The sequence below is a fragment of the Streptomyces regalis genome (assembly GCF_001509475.1).
Taxonomy (GTDB): domain Bacteria; phylum Actinomycetota; class Actinomycetes; order Streptomycetales; family Streptomycetaceae; genus Streptomyces; species Streptomyces regalis.
The window spans coordinates 54,188-74,404 of sequence record NZ_LLZG01000118.1; the positions used below are offsets into that span (position 1 = coordinate 54,188).

Annotated in this window: 17 protein-coding genes; 5 read left to right on the plus strand and 12 right to left on the minus strand. The window is 70.8% G+C overall.

Annotated elements, in window-relative coordinates; genetic code table 11:
• Positions 1–4 precede the first annotated feature (4 nt).
• From ADL12_RS17795 to ADL12_RS17805, 3 genes are read right to left on the minus strand one after another with little or no spacing between them, the layout of a single operon-like run.
• On the minus strand, positions 5–1,603 hold the full coding sequence (locus ADL12_RS17795) for an acyl-CoA carboxylase subunit beta (RefSeq protein ID WP_062703579.1): 1,599 nt from the start codon (positions 1,601–1,603) through the stop codon (positions 5–7).
• Entirely contained in the window at positions 1,600–3,321 is a 1,722-nt protein-coding gene (locus ADL12_RS17800; RefSeq protein ID WP_079052104.1) for an acyclic terpene utilization AtuA family protein, read from the minus strand. The genes ADL12_RS17795 and ADL12_RS17800 overlap by 4 nt, the downstream gene beginning before the upstream one ends.
• On the minus strand, positions 3,318–4,112 hold the full coding sequence (locus tag ADL12_RS17805; protein WP_062703581.1) for a TIGR03084 family metal-binding protein: 795 nt from the start codon (positions 4,110–4,112) through the stop codon (positions 3,318–3,320). Before ADL12_RS17805 ends, ADL12_RS17800 begins: the two co-directional genes overlap by 4 nt.
• A 253-nt stretch (positions 4,113–4,365) precedes the next feature.
• Here ADL12_RS17805 and ADL12_RS17810 point away from each other — a divergent pair, with 253 nt between their 5' ends.
• Positions 4,366–5,319 carry a hypothetical protein gene (locus tag ADL12_RS17810; protein WP_244187930.1) on the plus strand — a complete coding sequence of 318 codons (954 nt, stop codon included), beginning with the start codon at positions 4,366–4,368 and terminating at the stop codon, positions 5,317–5,319.
• 70 nt (positions 5,320–5,389) lie between these two features.
• On the opposite strand, the gene ADL12_RS17815 is transcribed toward ADL12_RS17810, so the two are convergent.
• The 4 genes from ADL12_RS17815 to ADL12_RS17830 all read right to left on the minus strand — a co-directional run bounded on the left by ADL12_RS17815 (position 5,390) and on the right by ADL12_RS17830 (position 11,381).
• Entirely contained in the window at positions 5,390–6,337 is a 948-nt protein-coding gene (locus tag ADL12_RS17815) for an EamA family transporter (RefSeq protein ID WP_079052105.1), read from the minus strand.
• A gap of 152 nt (positions 6,338–6,489) precedes the next feature.
• Positions 6,490–7,614 carry a lipid II:glycine glycyltransferase FemX gene (locus ADL12_RS17820; protein WP_062703585.1) on the minus strand — a complete coding sequence of 375 codons (1,125 nt, stop codon included), beginning with the start codon at positions 7,612–7,614 and terminating at the stop codon, positions 6,490–6,492.
• Between the two features lie 40 nt (positions 7,615–7,654).
• Positions 7,655–8,425: a metallophosphoesterase family protein gene (locus ADL12_RS17825; protein WP_062703587.1), complete on the minus strand. Its 771-nt coding sequence runs from the start codon at positions 8,423–8,425 to the stop codon at positions 7,655–7,657.
• A gap of 31 nt (positions 8,426–8,456) precedes the next feature.
• Complete coding sequence (locus tag ADL12_RS17830) at positions 8,457–11,381, minus strand: FAD-binding and (Fe-S)-binding domain-containing protein (RefSeq protein ID WP_062703589.1); 2,925 nt, start codon at positions 11,379–11,381, stop codon at positions 8,457–8,459.
• Between the two features lie 94 nt (positions 11,382–11,475).
• Here ADL12_RS17830 and serC point away from each other — a divergent pair, with 94 nt between their 5' ends.
• Positions 11,476–12,594 carry a phosphoserine transaminase gene (gene serC, locus ADL12_RS17835; protein ID WP_062703591.1) on the plus strand — a complete coding sequence of 373 codons (1,119 nt, stop codon included), beginning with the start codon at positions 11,476–11,478 and terminating at the stop codon, positions 12,592–12,594.
• A gap of 91 nt (positions 12,595–12,685) precedes the next feature.
• Here the strand turns inward: serC and ADL12_RS17840 are convergent, their stop codons facing one another.
• The 4 genes from ADL12_RS17840 to ADL12_RS17855 all read right to left on the minus strand — a co-directional run bounded on the left by ADL12_RS17840 (position 12,686) and on the right by ADL12_RS17855 (position 16,628).
• The gene (locus ADL12_RS17840) at positions 12,686–12,982 is read right to left on the minus strand and encodes a hypothetical protein (protein ID WP_062703671.1); all 297 of its coding nucleotides are present in this window, start codon (positions 12,980–12,982) and stop codon (positions 12,686–12,688) included.
• A gap of 166 nt (positions 12,983–13,148) precedes the next feature.
• Positions 13,149–14,669, minus strand: a complete 1,521-nt coding sequence (locus ADL12_RS17845) for a cellulase family glycosylhydrolase (protein ID WP_062703593.1) — start codon at positions 14,667–14,669, stop codon at positions 13,149–13,151.
• Between the two features lie 133 nt (positions 14,670–14,802).
• The gene (locus ADL12_RS17850) at positions 14,803–15,630 is read right to left on the minus strand and encodes an ABC transporter permease (protein WP_062703595.1); all 828 of its coding nucleotides are present in this window, start codon (positions 15,628–15,630) and stop codon (positions 14,803–14,805) included.
• Entirely contained in the window at positions 15,627–16,628 is a 1,002-nt protein-coding gene (locus ADL12_RS17855; protein WP_062703597.1) for an ATP-binding cassette domain-containing protein, read from the minus strand. Before ADL12_RS17855 ends, ADL12_RS17850 begins: the two co-directional genes overlap by 4 nt.
• Before the next feature lie 86 nt (positions 16,629–16,714).
• Between ADL12_RS17855 and ADL12_RS17860 the strand changes: the two genes are divergently transcribed.
• A complete protein-coding gene (locus tag ADL12_RS17860) occupies positions 16,715–17,509 on the plus strand; it encodes a TetR/AcrR family transcriptional regulator (protein WP_062703599.1) in 795 nt (264 codons plus the stop codon).
• Positions 17,510–17,675: 166 nt separating this feature from the next.
• Here ADL12_RS17860 and ADL12_RS17865 read toward each other — a convergent pair whose 3' ends face one another.
• Positions 17,676–18,647, minus strand: coding sequence for a hypothetical protein (locus ADL12_RS17865; protein ID WP_062703600.1), 972 nt, complete (start codon positions 18,645–18,647; stop codon positions 17,676–17,678).
• Positions 18,648–18,777: 130 nt separating this feature from the next.
• Here ADL12_RS17865 and ADL12_RS17870 point away from each other — a divergent pair, with 130 nt between their 5' ends.
• Together ADL12_RS17870 and ADL12_RS17875 are read left to right on the plus strand one after the other, a co-directional pair.
• Positions 18,778–19,452: an SGNH/GDSL hydrolase family protein gene (locus ADL12_RS17870; RefSeq protein WP_062703601.1), complete on the plus strand. Its 675-nt coding sequence runs from the start codon at positions 18,778–18,780 to the stop codon at positions 19,450–19,452.
• A gap of 107 nt (positions 19,453–19,559) precedes the next feature.
• Positions 19,560–20,144, plus strand: a complete 585-nt coding sequence (locus ADL12_RS17875; protein ID WP_062703602.1) for a Uma2 family endonuclease — start codon at positions 19,560–19,562, stop codon at positions 20,142–20,144.
• The last annotated feature ends 73 nt before the right edge of the window (positions 20,145–20,217 follow it).

The following is a 20,217-nucleotide window of genomic DNA, read 5'->3' on the forward strand; positions in this document are numbered from 1 at the left end:
TCCCTCACATCCGGAAGACGCCGAAGCCGCCACGCGCGCCCTCGTACGGGGCGGTGTGGATGGCGGACAGGCACATACCGAGGGCGGTGCGTGTGTCGCGCGGATCTATGACGCCGTCGTCGTACAGCCGCCCCGACAGGAACATGGGCAGCGACTCCGACTCGATCTGCTGCTCCACCATGGCGCGCAGCGCGGCGTCCCCCTCCTCGTCGTACGGCTGCCCCTTCGCGGCCGCCGACTGGCGGGCCACGATCGAGAGCACGCCGGCGAGCTGCTGGGGGCCCATGACGGCGGACTTGGCGCTGGGCCAGGCGAAGAGGAAGCGGGGGTCGTAGGCGCGGCCGCACATGCCGTAGTGCCCGGCGCCGTACGACGCACCCATGAGGACGGACAGATGCGGCACCCGGCTGTTGCTGACCGCGTTGATCATCATGGCGCCGTGCTTGATGATGCCGCCCTGCTCGTACTGGCTGCCCACCATGTAGCCGGTGGTGTTGTGCAGGAAGAGCAGCGGGATGTCGCGCTGGTTGGCGAGCTGGATGAACTGGGCGGCCTTCTGGGACTCCTCGCTGAAGAGGACCCCTTGGGCGTTCGCCAGCACGCCGATCGGGTAGCCGTGCAGGGCTGCCCAGCCGGTGGTCAGGCTCGTTCCGTACATCGGCTTGAACTCGTCGAAGTCGGAGGCGTCGACGATGCGGGCGATGACCTCGCGCGGGTCGAAGGGGGTCTTGAGGTCGCCGGGGACGATGCCGAGGAGTTCGTCGGCGGAGTACTTGGGGGGCTCGGCGGGGCCCGGATCGCCGTAGGCCTTACGGTGGTTGAGGCGGGCAACCACCCGGCGTGCCTGGCGCAGGGCGTCCGGCTCGTCGGCCGCGAAGTAGTCGGCGAGGCCCGACACGCGCGCATGCATCTCCGCACCGCCCAGCGACTCGTCGTCGCTCTCCTCACCGGTCGCCATCTTCACCAGGGGCGGACCGCCGAGGAACACCTTGGCGCGCTCCTTGACCATGATCACGTGGTCGGACATGCCGGGGACGTACGCACCGCCGGCCGTCGAGTTGCCGAAGACGACCGCGATCGTGGGAATGCCGGCCGCGGACAGCCGCGTCAGTTCCCGGAAGATGGCGCCCCCGGGGATGAAGATCTCCTTCTGCGACGGCAGGTCGGCGCCGCCCGACTCGACGAGGTTGATGCAGGGCAGCCGGTTGGCGAGGGCGATGTCGTTCGCGCGCAGCGCCTTCTTCAGCGACCAGGGGTTGCTCGCTCCCCCGCGCACGGTCGGGTCGTTGGCGGTGATCAGGCACTCCACGCCCTCGACGACCCCGATACCGGTGACGAGGGACGCGCCGACCGTGTAGTCACTGCCCCAGGCGGCCAGCGGCGACAGCTCCAGGAACGGCGTGTCGGGGTCGAGGAGCAGCTCGATGCGCTCACGGGCGAGGAGCTTGCCGCGCTTCCTGTGCCTGGCCACGTACTTCTCGCCGCCGCCCGCGAGGGCTTTGGCGTGTTCGGCGTCGAGGTCGGTGAGCTTGGCGAGCATGGCCTCGCGGTTGGCCCGGTAGTCGGGGCCGGTGGTGTCCAGGGTGGAGGGCAGGACGGTCACAGCAGGGTCTCCGGGATGTCCAGGTGGCGGGAGCGCAGCCATTCGCCGAGCGCCTTGGCCTGCGGGTCGAAACGGTGCTGCGCGGCGACGCCCTCGCCGAGGATGCCCTCGACGACGAAGTTGAGGGCGCGGAGGTTGGGCAGCAGGTGCCGGGTGACTTTCAGCCGACCGCTTTCCGGGATCAGCTGCTGGAACCTGGCGGCTGTGAGCTCGTGCGCGAGCCAGCGCCAGGCGTCGTCCGTCCGCACCCAGACACCGACGTTGGCGTTCCCGCCCTTGTCGCCGCTGCGGGCGCCTGCGATGAGGCCGAGGGGGACGCGCTTCGTGGGCGCGGGTGGCAGTGGCTTCGGTAGGGGTGGTGGCTCCAGTACATCGTCGAGTACGGCCGTGTCGTGGGCCGGCGGCACGTGGGCCGGCAGCACGTGGGCCGGCGGCACAGGAACCCGGCGTCCGTCGTGGAGGACGGCCACATGGTCGACCGCACCATGGGGGACGTACACATCCTCGAAGACCCCATAGGGCGAGCCCTTTCCGGGTGGTGCCAGCACATGGAAGCCGGGGTAACTGGCGAGCGCCAACTCCACGGCGGCCCCGCTCAGCGCCCGCCCGACGACCGCTTGGTCCGCATCGCGTACGACGAGCCGCAGCAGCGCGCTCGCCATCTCCTCCGTCGGCGCGTCGGGCCGTTCGGTGCGGACCAGGCCCCAACGGACCTCTGCGGGCGGCGACTTGGCCAGCGCGTCCGTCATCTGCTCCCGCACGAGGGCGGCCTTGGCCTCGATGTCGAGGCCGGTGAGCACGAAGGCGACCTCGTTGCGGAAACCGCCGAGGCGGTTGACGCCGACCTTGAGGGTCGGGGGCGGGGCCTCGCCACGTACGCCCTCGACACGGACGCGATCCGGGCCGTCCTGCGTCAGCCATACGGTGTCCAGGCGGGCGGTGACGTCCGGCCCCGCGTACCGGGCACCCGCCGTCTCGTACAGCAGCTGAGCCGTCACCGTGCCGACGTCGACGAAGCCGCCGGTGCCGGGGTGCTTGGTGATGACGCAGGTGCCGTCCTCGTGGAGCTCGGCGAGCGGGAAGCCGGGGCGCCGGACGTCGCCCTCCTCGAAGAAGGCGTAGTTGCCGCCGGTCGCCTGCGCCCCGCACTCCAGCACATGCCCGGCGACGACCGCGCCCGCGAGCCGGTCGTACTCCCCCGGCCCCCACCCGAAGTGGGCGGCGGCTGGCCCCGTGACCAGGGCGGCGTCCGTCACCCGCCCGGTGACCACGATGTCCGCGCCCTTCCGCAGACAGGCGGCGATGCCGAAGCCGCCGAGGTAGGCGTGGGCGGCGAGGCTGCCCGGGTGGGCGGCGGTGAGATCGTCACCCTCGACGTGGGCGACCCGGACGGGGACGCCCAGGCGATCGGCCAACTGCCGTACGGCGTCCGCCAGTCCGACCGGATTGAGGCCGCCCGCGTTGGCGACGATCCTGACGTCCCGCTCGTGCGCGAGCCGTAGGCACTCCTCCAGCTGCCGCAAGAAGGTGCGCGCGTATCCGGCGCCGGGGTCCTTCAGCCGGTCCCGGCCGAGGATCAGCATGGTCAGCTCGGCGAGGTAGTCGCCGGTGAGGACGTCCAGTTCGCCGCCGGTGAGCATCTCGCGCATGGCGTCGAAGCGGTCGCCGTAGAAGCCGGAGGCGTTGCCGATCCGCAGCGGACGGGGCGCGGGCGTCACTGCGCGGGCCCCTTCGGCGCGCGACCCTTGCCCGGCGGGCCCGCGAAGACCTGGGCGATGTCGAACCAGCGGTCGGCGTCCGGGCCCTCGGCGTGCAGGGCAAGGTCGGAGCGGTGGGCTCGCTGGGTGACCAGGAGGCAGAAGTCGAGGGCGGGGCCGGTCACGCGCTGCGGGGCGTCTTCGGGGCCGTAGGTCCACAACGCGCCGGAGGGCGAGACGAGTTCGACGCGGAAGTCGTCGAGCGGCGCGGGGAGTCCGTGCACGCCGAAGGCGAAGTCCCGGGTCCGTACCCCGATCCACACCACATGCCTCAGCCGGTCGGTAGGTGTGCGCGCCACACCCAGTGCGTCGGCGACGTCCAGACCGTGGGCCCAGGTCTCCATAAGTCGGGCCGTGGCCATGGAGGCAGCCGACATGGGTGGGCCGTACCAGGGGAAGCGGACGCCGGTCGGCGCCTCGCGCAACGCCGCGTCGAGGGCAGCCCGCCCTTCCCGCCACCTCGCCAGTAGCTCGGCGGGCGGAAGTCCGGCCCCCTCCTCCGCCCCCTCGTCGACGAACGAACCCGGGGTGACCAGCGCCTTCTCCACCAGCGCGTGGAACGCGTCCACGTCGGTCACCGCCAGCAGCGCCGAGCGGTCCGTCCAGGCGAGGTGCGCGATCTGGTGGGCGACGGTCCAGCCGGGCGCCGGAGTCGCGAGTGCCCACCGCTCGGGGCTCAACTCGGCCACGAGCCGGTCGAGTTCCTCGCTCTCCTCGCGCAGATCGTCGAACACAGGCGTCGGATCGGACACGGTGCGCTCCCCTCGGGACACGGCGGTGTGCGGGGTGGTGCGGTGTGTGGCGCTGCGGGATGGTGCGGCGTGGTGAGGAGCATGGCAGCGGAGAAGAAAACAAGCAAGCACGCTTGCATGAATCAAGAGGCGTTCATGAAGGGAAGGGTGTGCGTGTGGGTGTGGATGTTGGCGTGCACTCAATACACTCGGCCGTCGCGCCTGCGGCATCGGCAACGCAACGCATGAGTCACGCATCGGGGGAAGCACAACGATGAGCAACTGGAACCCGAGCGGGCAGCCGCCCTACGACCCGCACGGCCAGCAGCCGTTCCCGCCGCAGCCCGGGCCGTACCCGCCCCCGCCGGCAGCGCCCGCACCGCCCGCCGGAGGCCATCCGCCTCACATCCCGCACCCTTACTCGCCGCACCCCCATCCGCCCTACTCGCCGTACCCGGTTCCGCCGATGCCCGCCCCGCCCGGGCCCTTCACGCGGCTGTGGCGGAAGATCGGGCCCATCCACACCGCGCGCAGGGTCTTCAAGCCGTCCAGGCCGGGCATCGTCGAGGACCTCGCGGTGGTCCGTATGCAGAAGATCCGCACCATGGTGGGGCTGGGCGCGATGGTGTGGCTGTCGGCCACATACAAGATCGCCAACTCCGTGCAGGACGCCGCCAGTGACCGTTTCAACCAGTCCTGGATCAGCGTTCTGGTGCTGTGCGTGACCTTCCCGGTCGCCGTGGGGATCCTGCTCGCCCTGGCCTCTCCTGAGGCACGGCGGGAGCTGCTGCGCCGGGCGGCCAAGTGCTTCGGTGCGATGGTGGCCCTGGTGGCCGCGGTGTTCGTGTTCCCGGCCTCCGTTCTCACGGGCTTCATGGACGGCCGTTTCGCCACCAACCCGGTGATGACCGTCCTCACCTACATGGGCATCGCGCTCACCTTCGTGTGGGTGCTGCCCTTCATCGTCTGGGGCATCGGCCTGGCCCTGGTCCACGTGTTCCGCACCGCCGACATCCACGAGACGATGCCGCCGCTGCTGGCCATGACGCTGGTGTGGGAGATGGCTCTGATCGACATCTTCACGAACCCCTACGAGGCCGTGCCGCTGCCGGTCCGGGTCGTGTTCATCCTGGGCGCCCCCGTCTCGGTGACCGCGGTGGGCCTGTGGGAGCTGCACCGGCTGCGCGTCCATCACGGCCGTGGAATCCAGGGATTGCTGATGCGCTAGCCGCGACCGCCGGGCCGCGACCGCCGGGCCGCGACCGCCGGGCCGCGACCGCCGGGCCGCGACCGCGCGCCTAGCCGTTCAGGACGGCTTTCGCCTTCCCCCGGCCCACCTGCGTCCGCACGGCCCCCATGCTCGCCGCGATGACCAGGGCGATCGCCAGGGCCTGCAGGGCGGACAGGGTCTGGTCGAGGATGAGGAAGCCGGCGGCGGCGGCGAGGGCCGGCTCGAGGCTCATCAGGACGGCGAAGGTCGCTGCGGGCAGGCGGCGCAGGGCGAGGAGTTCGAGGGTGTAGGGGAGGACCGAGGAGAGGATGGCCACGGCCGCGCCCAGTCCGAGGGTCACGGGGTCGGTGAGCTTCATGCCCGATTCGGCGATGCCCAAGGGGAGGAAGAGCACGGCGCCCACCGCCATCGCCAGGGCCAGTCCGTCGGCCTGGGGGAAGCGCCGGCCCGTGCGGGCGCTGAAGATGATGTAGGCCGCCCACATGGCGCCGGCCCCCAGGGCAAAGGCGACACCTATGGGGTCGAGGCTGCCGAAGCCTCCGCCGCCGAGGAGGAAGACGCCGCCGAGAGCGAGTCCGGCCCAGAGGACGTTGATCGCACGACGCGAGGACAGGACGGAGAGGGTGAGCGGGCCGAGCACCTCGAGGGTGACCGCGGGGCCCAGCGGGATACGGGCGACCGACTGGTAGAAGAGGCCGTTCATCGCGGCCATGGTGATCCCGAAGACGATCACCGTGGCCCAGTCGGTACGGGAGTGACCGCGCAGGCGCGGCCGGCAGACCAGCAGCAGGACGACCGCCGCCACCAGCAGCCGCAGCGCCACCACCCCGAGCGCACCGGCCCGCGGCATCAGGCTCACCGCCAGGGCACCGCCGAACTGCACCGAGACCCCTCCGGCGAGCACCAGACCCACGGGGCCGAGGGCGCCCCAGCGGCGCGGGGTGCCGACCGTCGGCTCGGGGACGGCCCGGGTGTGGGTCGGTGCGGGTGTCGCGGCGGCGTCAGGGGTGCTCACGGGCGTTCCAGGGCTCGGCTCAGGGATTCGTTTCGTTCATCACGCTGTACTGCCTAGTCCAGGGTATTGGACATCGTCAGGTGTGTGAACCTATGACGCGGCTGTCTCAGAGTGTGGTCGGGTGAATTCCGAGCGAGGCGCGGGGAGGCGAGCTACCGCCGAGCCATGTACAGGTCCAGTGCCTTGTGCAGCAGCCGGTTGAGCGGGAAGTCCCACTCCCCCAGGTACTCGACCGCCTCACCGCCGGCGCCCACCTTGAACCGCAGCAGGCCCAGCAGATGGTTGGACTCCTCCAGCGTGTCGGTGATGCCCCGGAAGTCGTAGACCGCGGCGCCGAGTTCGTGGGCGTCGGCCATCATGCGCCACTGCATGGCGTTGTTCGGCTGGACCTCGCGCCTGCGGCTGGTGGAGGCGCCGTAGGAGTACCAGACGTGGTCGCCGACGGTCAGCATGGTGGCGGCGGCGAGGGTGTCGCCGTCGTGGTGGGCGAGGTAGAGCCGCATGCGGTCGGGGTGTTCGGCGGTGAGCGCAGTCCACATCCGCTGGAAGTAGGGCAGGGGGCGCGGGATGAAACGGTCGCGCTCGGCGGTCTCGGCGTAGAGCTCGTAGAAGACGGGCAGGTCCTCGTAGCCGCCCCGCACGACCTTCACACCGGCCTTCTCGGCCTTCTTGATGTTGCGCCGCCACTGCTGGTTGAGGCCGCGGTGGATGTCCTCCAACGACAGCCCGGCGAACGGCACTTGGCAGACGTACCGCGGCTGCCCGACGGCGAAGCCCTCCTCGCTGTCCGGCTCGGCCTGCCGCCAGCCGGCCCGCCGCAGCCGGTCGGCGATGTCGAGGGCGCGCGTGTCGCATGACGTCGGCTCCGCGTCGCGCAGCCGCCGGGCGGCCGGGTCGGCGATGGCCGCCTTCGCCGCCTCGGTGTTCCAGCGGCGTACGACGACGGGCGGGCCCATCTTGACCGAGAAGGCGCCCTGCCGCTTGAGGTGGGCGAGCATCGGCTCCAGCCAGCGCTCGCCGAGGTCGGGGGCGTACCAGTCGATGAGCGGGCCCTCGGGGAGATAGGCCAGGTACCGCCTCAGCTTCGGAAGCGGCCGGAAGAGGACGAGCCCCGCGCCGACCAGCCGTCCCGCCTCGTCGAACCACCCCAGACTCTCCGCCCGCCAGTCGGGCTTCACGTCGCCCCAGGAGGGCACCTGCGTGTGGCTGGCGGAGGGGCGGGACGCGACGAAGGCCAGGTGCTCGTCGCGGGTGATGGGCTGGAGGCGGAGGGACATGGGTGGGCTCCTGTGCGTCTCGGCGGCTGAGCCTGTCAGCTTACGAGGCGGCCTCCCGGCCATCCCTCGGTCCGAACACCCTCAGCGCGTCGGCATCCGTGGCACGGGCATGGAGGAAGTAGTCCGCCCACTTGGCGATGTCGGCGTACCCGCACTGCGCGGTCAGCCGGGCGATCGCCCCCGGAAGGTCGTACGCCGTCACCCGCAGGTCGACGCCCGGCCCGAGCAGGCACCAGTGGGCGCCCGCGCGCCCGTACGGCATCCCTACACTCCCCGGGTTGACCACCAGCCGTCCGTGGGCGAGCCGTGCGTACGGCATGTGGGTGTGCCCGCAGACGACCGTGCGGACGGAGTCGGCGACGCCGTCGAAGACCTCCGCCCATCGATCCGGGCGCGAGTCGACCAGGACGACCTCCTCGTCGTCGCGGGGCGTGGCGTGGCAGAACAGGACGTCGCCCAGGCCGTGCACCCGGAGCGTGAGCGTCTTGGGGAGGGAGGCGAGGAACTCGACCTGCTCCTCGGTGAGCCGACCCGCCGCATAGGGGCCGATCGGGTCGGGAATCTCGTCCCGCTCGCCCCGGCGGTACTCGACCAGCTCCCGGTCCGCGTTGCCCGCGATCCACAGCACGCGGTCGCCCTGCTTGTGCAGGAGGTCGAGCACCTCTGCGGGCTGCGGTCCCGCCGTGATGTCCCCCGTGACCACGATGCGCTCGGCGGCCGCGACGTCCGGCTCGGCGAGCACCGCCTCCAGGGCGGGGAGCACCCCGTGGAAGTCGGAGAGGACAGCCACCCTCCCCAGTCCCACAGCCATCCGCCCCCGCTCAACGCCCGCCCGTCCCCGCTCACCGGTCATGTCCGTGGCCGCCCTCCAACGCCTCCGCCAGCACCTCGGCCAGATGCCGCCCCCGCACCCCGGCCAGCTGCTCCAGCTGCGTCCGGCAGGAGAACCCGTCCGCCAGCACCACAGTCCCCTCCCCCGCTCCCCGCACCGCCGGCAACAACTGCTCCTCGGCGCAGGCCACCGACACCTCGAAGTGCCCTTTCTCGAAGCCGAAGTTACCGGCGAGACCGCAGCAGCCCCCACTCAGTTCGCCGGAGAGCAGAGCGGCTTGACGCAGCCGGCGATCGGCCCCGTCGCCGAGGACCGCGTGCTGGTGGCAGTGCGTCTGACCGACCACCGGACGGTCCAGCCGGGGCGGCGTCCAGTCGGGAGCGAGGCGCTCCAGCGTCTCCGCGAACGTCAGGACGCGGTCGGCGAGGAGGCGGGCACGCGGGTCGTCGTGCAGCAGCTCCGGGAGGTCCGCGCGCAGGACTGCCGCGCAGCTCGGCTCCAGGACGACGACCGGGGCGGCCGTCTCCAGCACCGGCTCCATGAGATCGAGGGTGCGCCGCAGCACCGCGCGGGCGTGGTCGAGCTGCCCCGTCGAGATGTACGTCAACCCACAGCAGACGCGACCCCGGCCCCGCAGGAGGGACCCGGGGTCCAGCGCCACAGTCGTACCGCCGCCCGCCGTCTTCAACCGCACCGTCGGCGGCAGCGCCACCCGCAGCCCGGCCGCCTCCAGCACGTGTACGGCCGCCTGCCCCACGGACGGCGAGAGGTGCTCGGTGAAAGTGTCCGGCCACAGGATGACCAGGTCGCCGCCCCCGCCGCGCCCGCCACCCCCGCCATCCCCGCCGCCCTCGCCACCCCCGTCAAGGGCCGCCTTCTCGCGCCGCCGCTCCCACCACGCGCTGAACGTCCGCGTCGCCAGCCGCGGAATCTCCCGCTCCGGCGCGATCCCACCGAGCCGTTTCGCCGCCCGGGCCAAGGGCGGTACGGCGGCCAGGGCGTTGACCAGTGACGCCGTACGCGTGCGTGCCACCGCGCGCAGCCACTGCGGCAGTCGCCCCATGCTGTAGTGCGCGGCCGGGCGTCGGCGGCCCTCGTAGTGGTGGTGCAGGAACTCCGCCTTGTACGTGGCCATGTCGACCTCGACCGGGCAGTCGGACCGGCACCCCTTGCAGGACAGGCACAGGTCCAGCGCGTCCCGCACCTCCGTCGACCGCCAGCCGTCGGTCACCAGCTCCCCGGCGAGCATCTCGTGCAGCAGCCGGGCACGCCCGCGCGTGGAGTGCTCCTCCTCGCCGGTGGCCCGGAAGGACGGGCACATGACGGCGGAGCCGGTCGCCGACGTCGTACGGCACTTGGCGACCCCGACGCACCGCCGTACGGCTGCCGAGAAGTCGCCGCCGTCGGCCGGGTAGCCGAAGGCCACGTCCACCGGTTCGCGGGGCAGGACGGAGAAGCGGAGGTTGGAGTCGAGGGGGGCCGGGCGCACCAGCATCCCCGGGTTGAGCAGGTCGTCGGGGTCCCAGACGCCCTTGGTCCGCTCGAACAGCCCGACCATCTCGTCGCCGTACATCTTCGGCAGCAACTCGGCGCGCGCCTGCCCGTCCCCGTGCTCCCCGGACAGCGAACCGCCGTGCGCGACGACGACCTCGGCGAGCTCCTCCGAGAAGCGCCGGAAGCGGCCGATGCCCGCCTCGGTCAGCAGGTCGAAGTCGATACGGACGTGGATGCAGCCGTCGCCGAAGTGCCCGTACGGCGTGCCGCGCAGCCCGTGGGCGGTCAACAGCGCGCGGAAGTCCCGTAGATACGCCCCGAGCCGCTCCGGCGGCACCGCGCAGTCCTCCCAGCCGGGCCAGGCCTCTCTCCCGTCCGGCATCCGGGTCGCCGTCCCGCTCGCGTCCTCCCGGATGCGCCACAAGGCCCGCTGCCCGGCCGGATCGGTCACGACCAGCGCGTCGACGACATCGGCGGCCCGCACGATCGCGTCCGCACGCGCGCGTGCCTCCGCCGCCGACTCCCCGCCCGTCTCGACGAACAGCCAGGCACCGCCCCGCGGCAGCGCCGTCGCCGACGGCACCAGGTCGGCCGCCATCCCCTCCACCGTCAATGGCCTGTGCGGCAGCAGCCCGGCCGCCGCCTCCGCGGCCGCGCTCTCGTCGGCGTATGCCAGCACGGCGAGCGCACGCGCGCGTGGCGCCTGAACCAGCCGTACGGTCGCCTCGGTGAGGATCCCGAGGGTGCCCTCGCTCCCGCAGAAGGAACGGGCGACATCGGCGCCCTTCTCGGGCAGCAGGGCGTCGAGCGCGTATCCGGAGATACGGCGGGGCAGTTCGGGGAAGCCGGTGCGCAGCCGCGCCAGGTCTCCTTCCACCAGGTCCCGCAGCCCCCGCGGCGCACCGGCCCACTCCTGCCCGAGCCGCAGCCGCTCCCCACGCCCGCTGATCACGTCCAGCTCCCGCACGCTGTCCGCGGTCGTCCCCCATGCCACCGAGTGCGAGCCGCACGAGTTGTTGCCGATCATTCCGCCGAGCGTGCACCGGCTGTGGGTGGAGGGGTCGGGGCCGAAGCGGAGTCCGTGCGGGGCGGCGGCGTCCTGGAGACGGTCGAGGACGAGGCCGGGCTGGACCACGGCGGTGCGGGTCTGCGGGTCCAGGGACACGATGCGGTTCATGTGGCGGGTGAAGTCCAGCACGATGCCGGTGCCGGTGGCCTGTCCCGCGATCGAGGTACCTCCGCCTCGTGCCACGACCGGCACCATGTGGTCCCGGCACACCTCCAGCACCGCTGCCACGTCAGCGGCGTCATGTGGTGCCACCACACCCATGGGGACACGCCGGTAGTTGGAAGCGTCCATGGTGGTCAACGCCCGAGAGGTGACATCGAAGCCGACCTCGCCTCGGACGGCGGTACGCAGCGCAGCCTCGAGATCCGTCATACCTCCAGCAAACCAGCCGACGCCCACCGAAACGCCGTCTCATCCGACGGACGAGGTTTCGCCCAGGTTTCCCCCACCGGCTAACCTCCCTGTCGTGGCTGAGATCCAGATTCCCGCTGACATCAAGCCCGCCGACGGACGTTTCGGCGCGGGCCCCTCCAAGGTGCGGACGGAAGCGCTGGACGCGCTGGCCGCGACCGGTACCTCCCTCCTCGGCACCTCCCACCGCCAGGCCCCGGTCAAGAACCTGGTCGGCCAGGTGCGCGAGGGCATCTCCGAGCTGTTCCAGCTGCCCGACGGCTACGAGGTCGTGCTCGGCAACGGCGGCTCCACCGCGTTCTGGGACATCGCGACGCACGGCCTGATCGAGAACAAGTCGCAGCACCTCACCTTCGGTGAGTTCAGCTCGAAGTTCGCCAAGGCCGCCAAGCTCGCCCCGTGGCTGGCCGAGCCGGAAGTCATCTCCACCGACCCCGGCACGCACCCCGAGCCGGTCGCCGCGGCGGGCGTCGACGTCTACGCCTTCACGCACAACGAGACCTCCACCGGCGTCGCCATGCCGATCAAGCGCGTGGCCGGTGCCGACGAGGGCGCCCTGGTCCTCGTGGACGCGACGAGTGGCGCCGGCGGCCTGCCCGTCGACGTCTCCGAGACCGACGTCTACTACTTCGCCCCGCAGAAGTCCTTCGCCTCCGACGGCGGCCTGTGGATCGGCGTCTTCTCCCCGGCCGCGATCGAGCGCGCCGAGCGCATTCACGCGTCCGGCCGCCACATCCCGGAGTTCTTCTCGCTCCCCACGGCGATCGACAACTCCCGCAAGAACCAGACGTACAACACCCCGGCGCTCGCCACCCTCTTCCTGCTGAACCAGCAGCTGGAGTGGATCAACGGCCAGGGCGGCCTGGACTGGTCGGTCCGCCGCACGGCGACCTCCGCCCGCACCCTGTACGGCTGGGCCGAGGACATCAAGTACGCCAACCCGTTCGTCACCGACCCGGCCAAGCGCTCCCAGGTCATCGGCACGATCGACTTCACGGACGAGATCGACGCCGCCGCCGTCGCCAAGGTCCTGCGCGCCAACGGCATCGTCGACACCGAGCCGTACCGCAAGCTCGGCCGCAACCAGCTCCGCGTCGCGATGTTCCCGGCGATCGACCCGGCGGACGTCGAGGCGCTGACGAAGTGCATCGACTACGTGATCGAGAAGCTCTGATCACTCCCGTACGACAACAAGGGGCGCCCGGTGAGTACCGGGCGCCCCTTGTTGTCGGCGTTGTCGGCTCACCGGCGCGATCCCCCTCGTCTCAGGCCGTCACGACGTTGAAGGCAGGAAAGATCTTCGGCTGCACATCGGCGACGCCGAGGTCCCGCAGGATGGGAAGGATGATCTGGCCGAACTGGTTGAAGGCATCCTCGGATTCCCAGACGTCCGTCACGAACCAGCCGTTCTGGGTGGGACCCGCGATGTGGGCGAGAAGACCGGGCACCGGCCAGTCGGAGCCGGCTTTGGGCAGGCCGCGCCCCTGGTTCACTCTGTTTGCCCCGTCCTCGTACTGGGCCTGCGTCATGCCGGGCATGTCGAACACCGCGATGATGGCCATGATCACTCCGTCTCGTCGAGAGTCCTCAGGGCTCCCAGTCGACAGGCCAGGCCACCCGCCCGCACCCCGAAGCCCGCCATCCGGACGAGCCGACCCTTCGACGGCGTCGGCATCCCGCGGTCCGGCGGGGCGCCCAGCACACCAGGCGCCCCGCCTCACAGCGCCGTCACGTCGCCGTACAACTCACACTCGGCACACCTCCACCCCCGGGCGCACCCCCGAACCCGAAACTCGCCGAACCTCCCGCCGCGATCGCCCCGTTGTGGCCCGCGTTGATGGCGGTGACGGTCGCCCCGGTCTGGGTGTACGACGCGTTCCACATGCTGGTCACCCGCTGGGAGCCGGTCCAGGTCCAGGTCACCTTCCAGGAGTTGACCGGTGTCGTCCCCGTGTTGGTCACCTTCACCTCGGCGTTGAAGCCGCCGCCCCAGTCGCTGCTGACGGTGTAGACGGCGCTGCAAGCGGCCGTGCCTCCGCCGGGGTCGGGATCACCCCCGCCCCCACCCCCGCTCCCCGGAAATCCCGGCGCCTTGACGCTCGCCAGGTACCCGTCCTTCACAGTGTCCACCGTCTGCCAGTCGTCCTTCAGGATCCCGCCGGTGTCACCGGAGTTGGGGTTCCACGACCAGAAGGTCCAGTGGAAGGAGTCGGCGCCGTACGTCGACGTCGGCCGCAGGTAGTTCACCAGCGCCGCCAGCCACTTCTGGTCCACCGCCGACTGGAGCGTCGTACCGAACTCGCCGACCCACACCGGGGCGATGTTCTGCTTGAAGATGTAGCCCCAGTACTTGTCCCAGATGCCCGGCATGTTGTCGGGGAACGCCGGATCGCTGAACCACGGCTGCTGGGCCACGGACGTGGCGTAGTCATGGGCGGAGTACACGAGCCGGTTCGGCACATCCAGTTGCACCGGGTACTGGGCCACGCCCATGAGGTTGCCGCCCCACCAGCCGTTGACGCCGTTGAACGACTGGACGCCCTCGACCATGATCAGCAGCTCGGGGTTGACGGACAGGACGGCGTTGCCGGCTCGTTGCGCGGCGAGGCGCCAGTCGCGGGTCGTGTCGCCGCAGCCCCAGCAGGCGGGGTCGTGGGGCTCGTTGTGCAGGTCGATGCCGATGACGGTGCTGTCGCCTTTGTAGCGCTGCGCCAGTGCCTTGAGGTTGGCGATCCACGTCGCCTCGGGGACCGACGCCGTGTACCAGAGCGCCGACTGGCCGCCGGAGTCTGGGCGATGCCGGTCGAGGACGATCTTCAGGCCGGTCTGACCGGCATACGTCACGATCTTGTCGAGGACCTGCAGGGACGTCAGCCCCTGCAGGTCGGCGTTCTTGCCGTCGGCGAAGTTGATGCTGTCCGGCATGGTGCCGGGCTTGAGGATGTCGTCGCTGAAGGGCAGGCGGAGGGTGTTGTAGCCCAGCGACCTCATCTGGTCGAGCATGCTCTTGTAGTCGCGGGCCCACAGGCCGTGGAGGACGTGGTTGCCGGTCTCGAAGCCGAACCAGTTGATCCCGGCGATACGGACCGGCTGCCCGGCCGCGTCCAGGATCTGCCGGCCGCTGGTGTGCCAGTATCCGGCGCCGGCCTCGGCCTCGGCCGCGTGGGCCGTTTGCGCGCCGACCCCGACCAGCGGTAACAGGAGCGCCGCGGTCACCACACACAGCGCTCTTCGCAAGCTGCGGAACATGTCGCTGCTTCCTCTCGGGAGGCGCGGGCCCGGAACATGTGGGAGCGCTCCCACATCCCGCACCTCCCATGGAAGTCGGGTGACTTGGACACGTCAAGGACGCCGTATCAATATGCGGCTCCGCCGCGCGGCGTCACCGGCTCAGCTTCTGGAACCTCCGCACCGCGAGCGGCAGGAAGATCACCGTCAGGATCACCGGCCACACCCCCGCCATCAGCAGCGCATGCTGCTCGACCCAGGAGTCCCCGGCGACAGCCGTGCCCGGCACCCCGAACAGCTCGCGGCTGGCCGCCGCCGTGGACGAGATCGGGTTCCAGGCCGCCACCCAGCCCAGCCAGTCGGGCATCAGCTGCGGCGCGACGAAGATGCTGGAGATCATCGTGAGCGGGAAGGCGACGGCGAACAGACCGCCCGCGGCCTCCGGGTTCGGGACCAGCAGGCCCAGCCACACCCCGATCCAGATCAGCGCGAACCGCAGCCACAGCAGCAGACCGAAGGCGCCGAGGAAGCCGAACCCGCCGTCCGGGCGCCAGCCCATCGCGAAGGCCGTCAGCATCATGATCGCCAACTCCGCGCAGGCGGCGAGCAGATCGGTGATCCCGCGCCCGGCGACCACCGCGGACGAGGCCATCGGCATGGAGCGGAACCGGTCGATGACGCCCTTCGTCGAGTCGTAGACGACGAGGGTGGCGGTGTTGATGAAGCCGAACGCCATCGTCATCACGAACATGCCCGGCATCAGGAAGTCCTTGTAGTTCCCGCCGCCGGGCACCTTCATCGCGCTGCCGAAGACATAGCCGTAGAGCAGGACGGACAGGATCGGGAAGCCCAACTGCCAGGCGATGTTGATCGGTTGGCGCTGGTAGTGGGTGAGGCCGCGGCGGACGATGTTCCAGACGTCGGCGAGGGTCCAGTACAGGCGGCCGTGCGTGGCCGGGACGGTCAGGTCTACGGCGGTCACGCGACGGCCCCCTTCTCGGTCTTCTCGGTCTGCTCGGTCTTGTCAGTCTTCTCGGCGCGGTGTCCGGTCAGGCGCAGGAAGACGTCGTCGAGGCTCGGCCTGCGCAGCCCGATGTCCTCGACCTGGACGCCCTCGTCCTGCAACGTCCGCGCGACCTCGGTCAGCGCGGACACCCGGTCGACCACGGGCGCGTGCACCCGCAACTCGCCCTCCTCCGTCTCGGGTTCGCCGTCCGAGACGCGGGCGACGACCTTCGCCACCTGGGGGAGGTCGGCCCGGTCGGCGACGACGACCTCGATACGGTCGCCGCCGACGAGGTTCTTCAGCCCGTCCGGGGTGTCGTCGGCGATGGCCCGGCCCTGGTCGATGACGGTGATGTGCGAGGCCAGCTTGTCGGCCTCCTCCAGGTACTGGGTGGTCAGCAGCACGGTCGTACCGCTCTCCACCAACGCCCGTACCGAGTCCCAGACCTCGCCCCGGCTGCGGGGGTCGAGCCCCGTCGTCGGCTCGTCGAGGAAGAGGACGGCCGGGGCGAGGATCATCGAGGCGGCGAGGTCGAGGCGGCGCCGCATACCGCCGCTGTACTTGCCCACGCCCTTGTCGGCGGCGTCGGTCAGGTCGAACTGTTCCAAGAGCTCGGCGGCGCGCAACTTCGCCCGTTTGCCGCCCAGATGGAAGAGCCGGCCGAACATCTCCAGGTTCTGCCGGCCGGTGAGCACCTCGTCCACGGCCGCGTACTGTCCGGTGAGCCCGATGCGGGCCCGCACCTCGCGCGGCTGCCGGGCCACGTCCAGGCCGGCCACCGTCGCCCGGCCGGCGTCCAGCCTGATCAGCGTGGACAGGATGCGTACGGCGGTGGTCTTGCCCGCGCCGTTCGGCCCGAGCAGACCGTGCACCGTGCCCTCGCGGACGGCCAGATCGAAGCCACCGAGGGCGCGTTTCTCGCCGTAGCGCTTCTCCAGCCCCTCGGCGCGGACCGCGTATCCGTCGTCACCCATGAGTCCCCCTTTCGATAACTGAGTACAGCGTACCCGATTGCGCGTACGCCGTACTCAGTTTTTTCGGAGGACTTAAGCTGAACTGCATGACGAGCGGCAAGGGCGGCACCAGCGGTACGGAGACCAGCGGCAGCGGCGACATCGTCCGCACGTTGGAGCTGCTCTGGGAGACGGGCCGGCGCCCCAGCCGCGGGCCGAAGCCGACCCTCACCCTGGACCAGATCGTGGAAGCGGCCGTCCGGGTCGCGGACGCCGAGGGCCTGGAGTCGGTGTCCATGCGCCGGGTCGCCGCCGAGCTGGGCACCGGCACGATGTCGCTGTACCGGTACGTCCCCGGCAAGGCCGAGCTGCTCGACCTGATGCTGGACCGCGTCCAGCGCCCCTCCGAGAACCCGGCCGACCTCGGCGACGGCGGCTGGCGCTCGGCCCTGGAAGCCCTGGGCCGGGCGACTCTGGCCCTCTACCGCCGCCACCCCTGGCTGCTCCAGGTCAACCAGTCCCGCCCGATCCTCGGCCCGAGCGCCCTGGACGGCATGGAGAAGGTGCTCGACCGCATCAAGCCGATGGGCCTGACCGACCGCGAGCTGGTCTCCGCGATCATCATGATCGACGGGTACGTCGTCGGCGCCGCGCGCACCCAGCTGTACCAGCGGGAGGCCGAGCGCCGGACGGGCCTGACGGACGGGGAGTTCTGGCAGGCCCAGGCGCCGATGCTGGAGAAGATCATGGCGTCCGGCCGCTACCCCCTCCTCGCCTCCCTCGACGAGAACACCTGGAATCCCGACTTCGACCACTTCGAGTTCGGGCTGCAGCGGATCCTGGACGGGCTCGAGGTCTTCGTCGCCCGGCACGGAGACCCCTCGCCCCGGCGCCCTAGCTAGGGCCTGTCTGACAATTCCCGTCGTCCGCCCGGAGGGCGGGCCCCGCGGCGTCATGGGGGAGGAGCCACGTGGGCGGTTCGGCAACGCGGCTGGGGGTCCCCCTCTGGGGGGAGTGCGTGCCAGGCGTCGCGGGGCAGGCGGGAATTGTCGGACAGGCCCTGACCGCTCACCTGCGGCGCACCAGCCGCCGGAACCCGAAGACGACCGCGCAGGCGACGAGCACGGCGATGGCGCCGAGCTTGAGGTCGCCGGTCCGGTCGCTGTCGCCGTCGTCCGAGGAGGCCGAACTCCCGCCGCCGGACGAGGATTCGGCGGACCCGGCGTTCCCGGGGGCGTCCTTCGCCACGACGCCGCTGTTGACTCCCTCGCTGCCGAGCATGATCTTCGTGCCGTCGGTGGAGTAGGAGACGGACTCCCCCTGGCCCAGGGGCACGCTGATGCGCTCCAGGCGCTTGAGCTTGCCGCTGTTCCAGTCGTAGGCGATGCCGCCGAAGTAGCCGCGTACGGCGAGCGTGTTGCCGTCCGGGGAGAAGGCGGCGTCGGTGGCCCACAGGTCGACCGGGCTGATGGGCTTGAAGACGTTGGTGCCGGTGGCGGAGAGCTCGGCCGGCGCCTCGTACAGGTGCCCGCCGTCCTCCTGCTTGTCGATGATGTAGACGCGCCCGGTCTTGGGGTGCACGACGAGCGACTCGGCGTCGCGCGGCCCGTCGGAGTACTTCACCACGTACTGCGTGGCACGGATCGTCTGATCCTTGAGCGTCTTCGGCTCGGGCAGCCGGTAGACCCACACATAGGGCCACTCCACACCGTCGTTGTCGCCGATGTCACCGACGTAGATCTCGTTCCCCGGCCCCATGGAGATGGCCTCCACGTCGCGCGGGGTGCCCACGCCGGTCAAGGTGATCGTCGCGACGGTCTCGCCGGTGCTGCTGTCGACGGCGTAGAGGTAGGCGCCCTTGTCCTGGTCGTTGTGCGTCCAGTAGATGCCCGGGTGCTGACGCGACGCGGCGAGACCGCTGGACTCTGTGATGCGCGGGTCCTTGATCGTGAAGTCCTCGTCGCCGTCGGCGGCGGAGGCGGGTAGGGCGCACGCGCCCGCGATCAGGAATCCGGCGAGAAGGGCGATCGGTCGGCGCATGTCCCCAAGCCTGCCATCCGGCCCGGTGTTTCGGAGTCCGGGTCGGCAGCGGGGTGAACTGCTCCGGGAGTGTCAGGCTTCACACCCGGCCGCCCCCTACCGAAAGGTAGCGATCGTCCATCATGAGCGGATGCTCAGGTTCATGCCCGTCGGCGACTCCCAGACCATCGGCAGCGCCGGCGAACACACATGGCGCTACCGCATGTGGCAGCACCTGCGTGAGACATACGGCGGCCCCTTCGCCCTCGTCGGCCCGCGCGAGACGCTGTACGACAAGGCCACGGACGCACCCACGTCGTACGAGTACGCCGACCCCGACTTCCCCCGCGCCCACCTCGCCGGCTGGGGAGAGGGCTGGCTGCACATGGCACCGCTGATCGGCGAGGCGGTGCGGGCGTACCGGGCGGATGTGCTGCTGGTGTCGCTGGGCCTGATCGACCTGGGGTTCTATACGAACGCGGGGCAGACAGCGGAGAACGTGCGGGGGTTCGTGGCGGCGGCGAGGGCGGCGAACCCGCGCGTTCGGATGGTCGTGCTCCCGGTGATCCCGAATGTGCGCGCAGAGTCCGAAGTGCTCTTCGCCGCCGAGGTCGCCCGCTTCAATGAACTCCTGGCGAAGGCAGTCGCCGACCTGGACGAACCCCGCTCACCCCTGCTCCTGGCCTCCCCTCCCCCGTCGTACGACATCCATCTCGACACGTACGACGGCACGCACCCGAACGCGAGCGGTGAGCACAAGATCGCGGAGGCGTTCGCGGAGGCGATGTACCAGGCGTGGGACCTGGGCGAGCCCTACGCGGTCTGAGTGTCCGGGGCAGGCATGTGAGGTTCCCTCGGTGTCCCGGTTACGGTGCGTATCGTTGTACTGCGCGGCTGCACCTTTCCGTGGAGCGGCCGGGGAGGAGCGCCACGATGACCGTCCTTGAAGACAGGATCGAGATGGCCGAGGAAGACGGCGAGCTGACTCTGGACGGGCTGTTCGAGTCGCTTGAGCGGACCACCCCCGAGGGCTACAAGGTCGAGATCGTCGAGGGGGCCATCTTCATGTCACCGCAGCGGGACACGCACTGGGAGATCATCGCCGACATCTACGAGCAGCTGCGCACCAAGTACCCGCGCAAGCGCGTGAAGTCGGATGTCCGCGTCGACTACCCGGGGCACCTCAACGGCTTCGCCTCGGACGTGACCCTCGTGGCCGAGGGAGCCGAGAAGAACGAGAAAGGCCTCTGGCGCTGCCAGGACGTCGTCTTCGTGGCCGAGGTCATCTCGAAGGGCACGGCCCACAACGACTACGGCCCCAAGAAGACCGCCTACGCCCTCGCCGAAGTCCCCGTCTATCTCATCGCCGACCCCTACCAGGGCAAGTGCCACCTGTACACGCAGCCCAAGGACGGCGACTACATCACGGAGACGACGGTCACCTTCGGCGGGGACGTCGACCTCACCATCACGGACATCGGCCTCACCCTCACGACCGACGAGTTCCCCCGCGACTGACTGACGCCGATCAAGACGTGCCGAAGGCCCGCCGGGCAAACCGGCGGGCCTTCGCGTGAGAGCGAGGTCAGGC

What these genes read in the sequence shown, in the direction of transcription:
- ADL12_RS17830 (WP_062703589.1), bottom strand. Translation starts at nt 11,381, where the DNA reads ATGACGGATCTCGAGGCTGCGCTGCGTACCGCCGTCCGAGGCGAGGTC.
- ADL12_RS17855 (WP_062703597.1), bottom strand. Translation starts at nt 16,628, where the DNA reads ATGGGTGACGACGGATACGCGGTCCGCGCCGAGGGGCTGGAGAAGCGC.
- ADL12_RS17865 (WP_062703600.1), bottom strand. Translation starts at nt 18,647, where the DNA reads ATGCGCCGACCGATCGCCCTTCTCGCCGGATTCCTGATCGCGGGCGCG.
- ADL12_RS17825 (WP_062703587.1), bottom strand. Translation starts at nt 8,425, where the DNA reads ATGGCTGTGGGACTGGGGAGGGTGGCTGTCCTCTCCGACTTCCACGGG.
- ADL12_RS17810 (WP_244187930.1), top strand. Translation starts at nt 4,366, where the DNA reads ATGAGCAACTGGAACCCGAGCGGGCAGCCGCCCTACGACCCGCACGGC.
- ADL12_RS17845 (WP_062703593.1), bottom strand. Translation starts at nt 14,669, where the DNA reads ATGTTCCGCAGCTTGCGAAGAGCGCTGTGTGTGGTGACCGCGGCGCTC.
- ADL12_RS17875 (WP_062703602.1), top strand. Translation starts at nt 19,560, where the DNA reads ATGACCGTCCTTGAAGACAGGATCGAGATGGCCGAGGAAGACGGCGAG.
- ADL12_RS17870 (WP_062703601.1), top strand. Translation starts at nt 18,778, where the DNA reads ATGCTCAGGTTCATGCCCGTCGGCGACTCCCAGACCATCGGCAGCGCC.
- ADL12_RS17840 (WP_062703671.1), bottom strand. Translation starts at nt 12,982, where the DNA reads ATGGCCATCATCGCGGTGTTCGACATGCCCGGCATGACGCAGGCCCAG.
- ADL12_RS17820 (WP_062703585.1), bottom strand. Translation starts at nt 7,614, where the DNA reads ATGTCCCTCCGCCTCCAGCCCATCACCCGCGACGAGCACCTGGCCTTC.
- ADL12_RS17860 (WP_062703599.1), top strand. Translation starts at nt 16,715, where the DNA reads ATGACGAGCGGCAAGGGCGGCACCAGCGGTACGGAGACCAGCGGCAGC.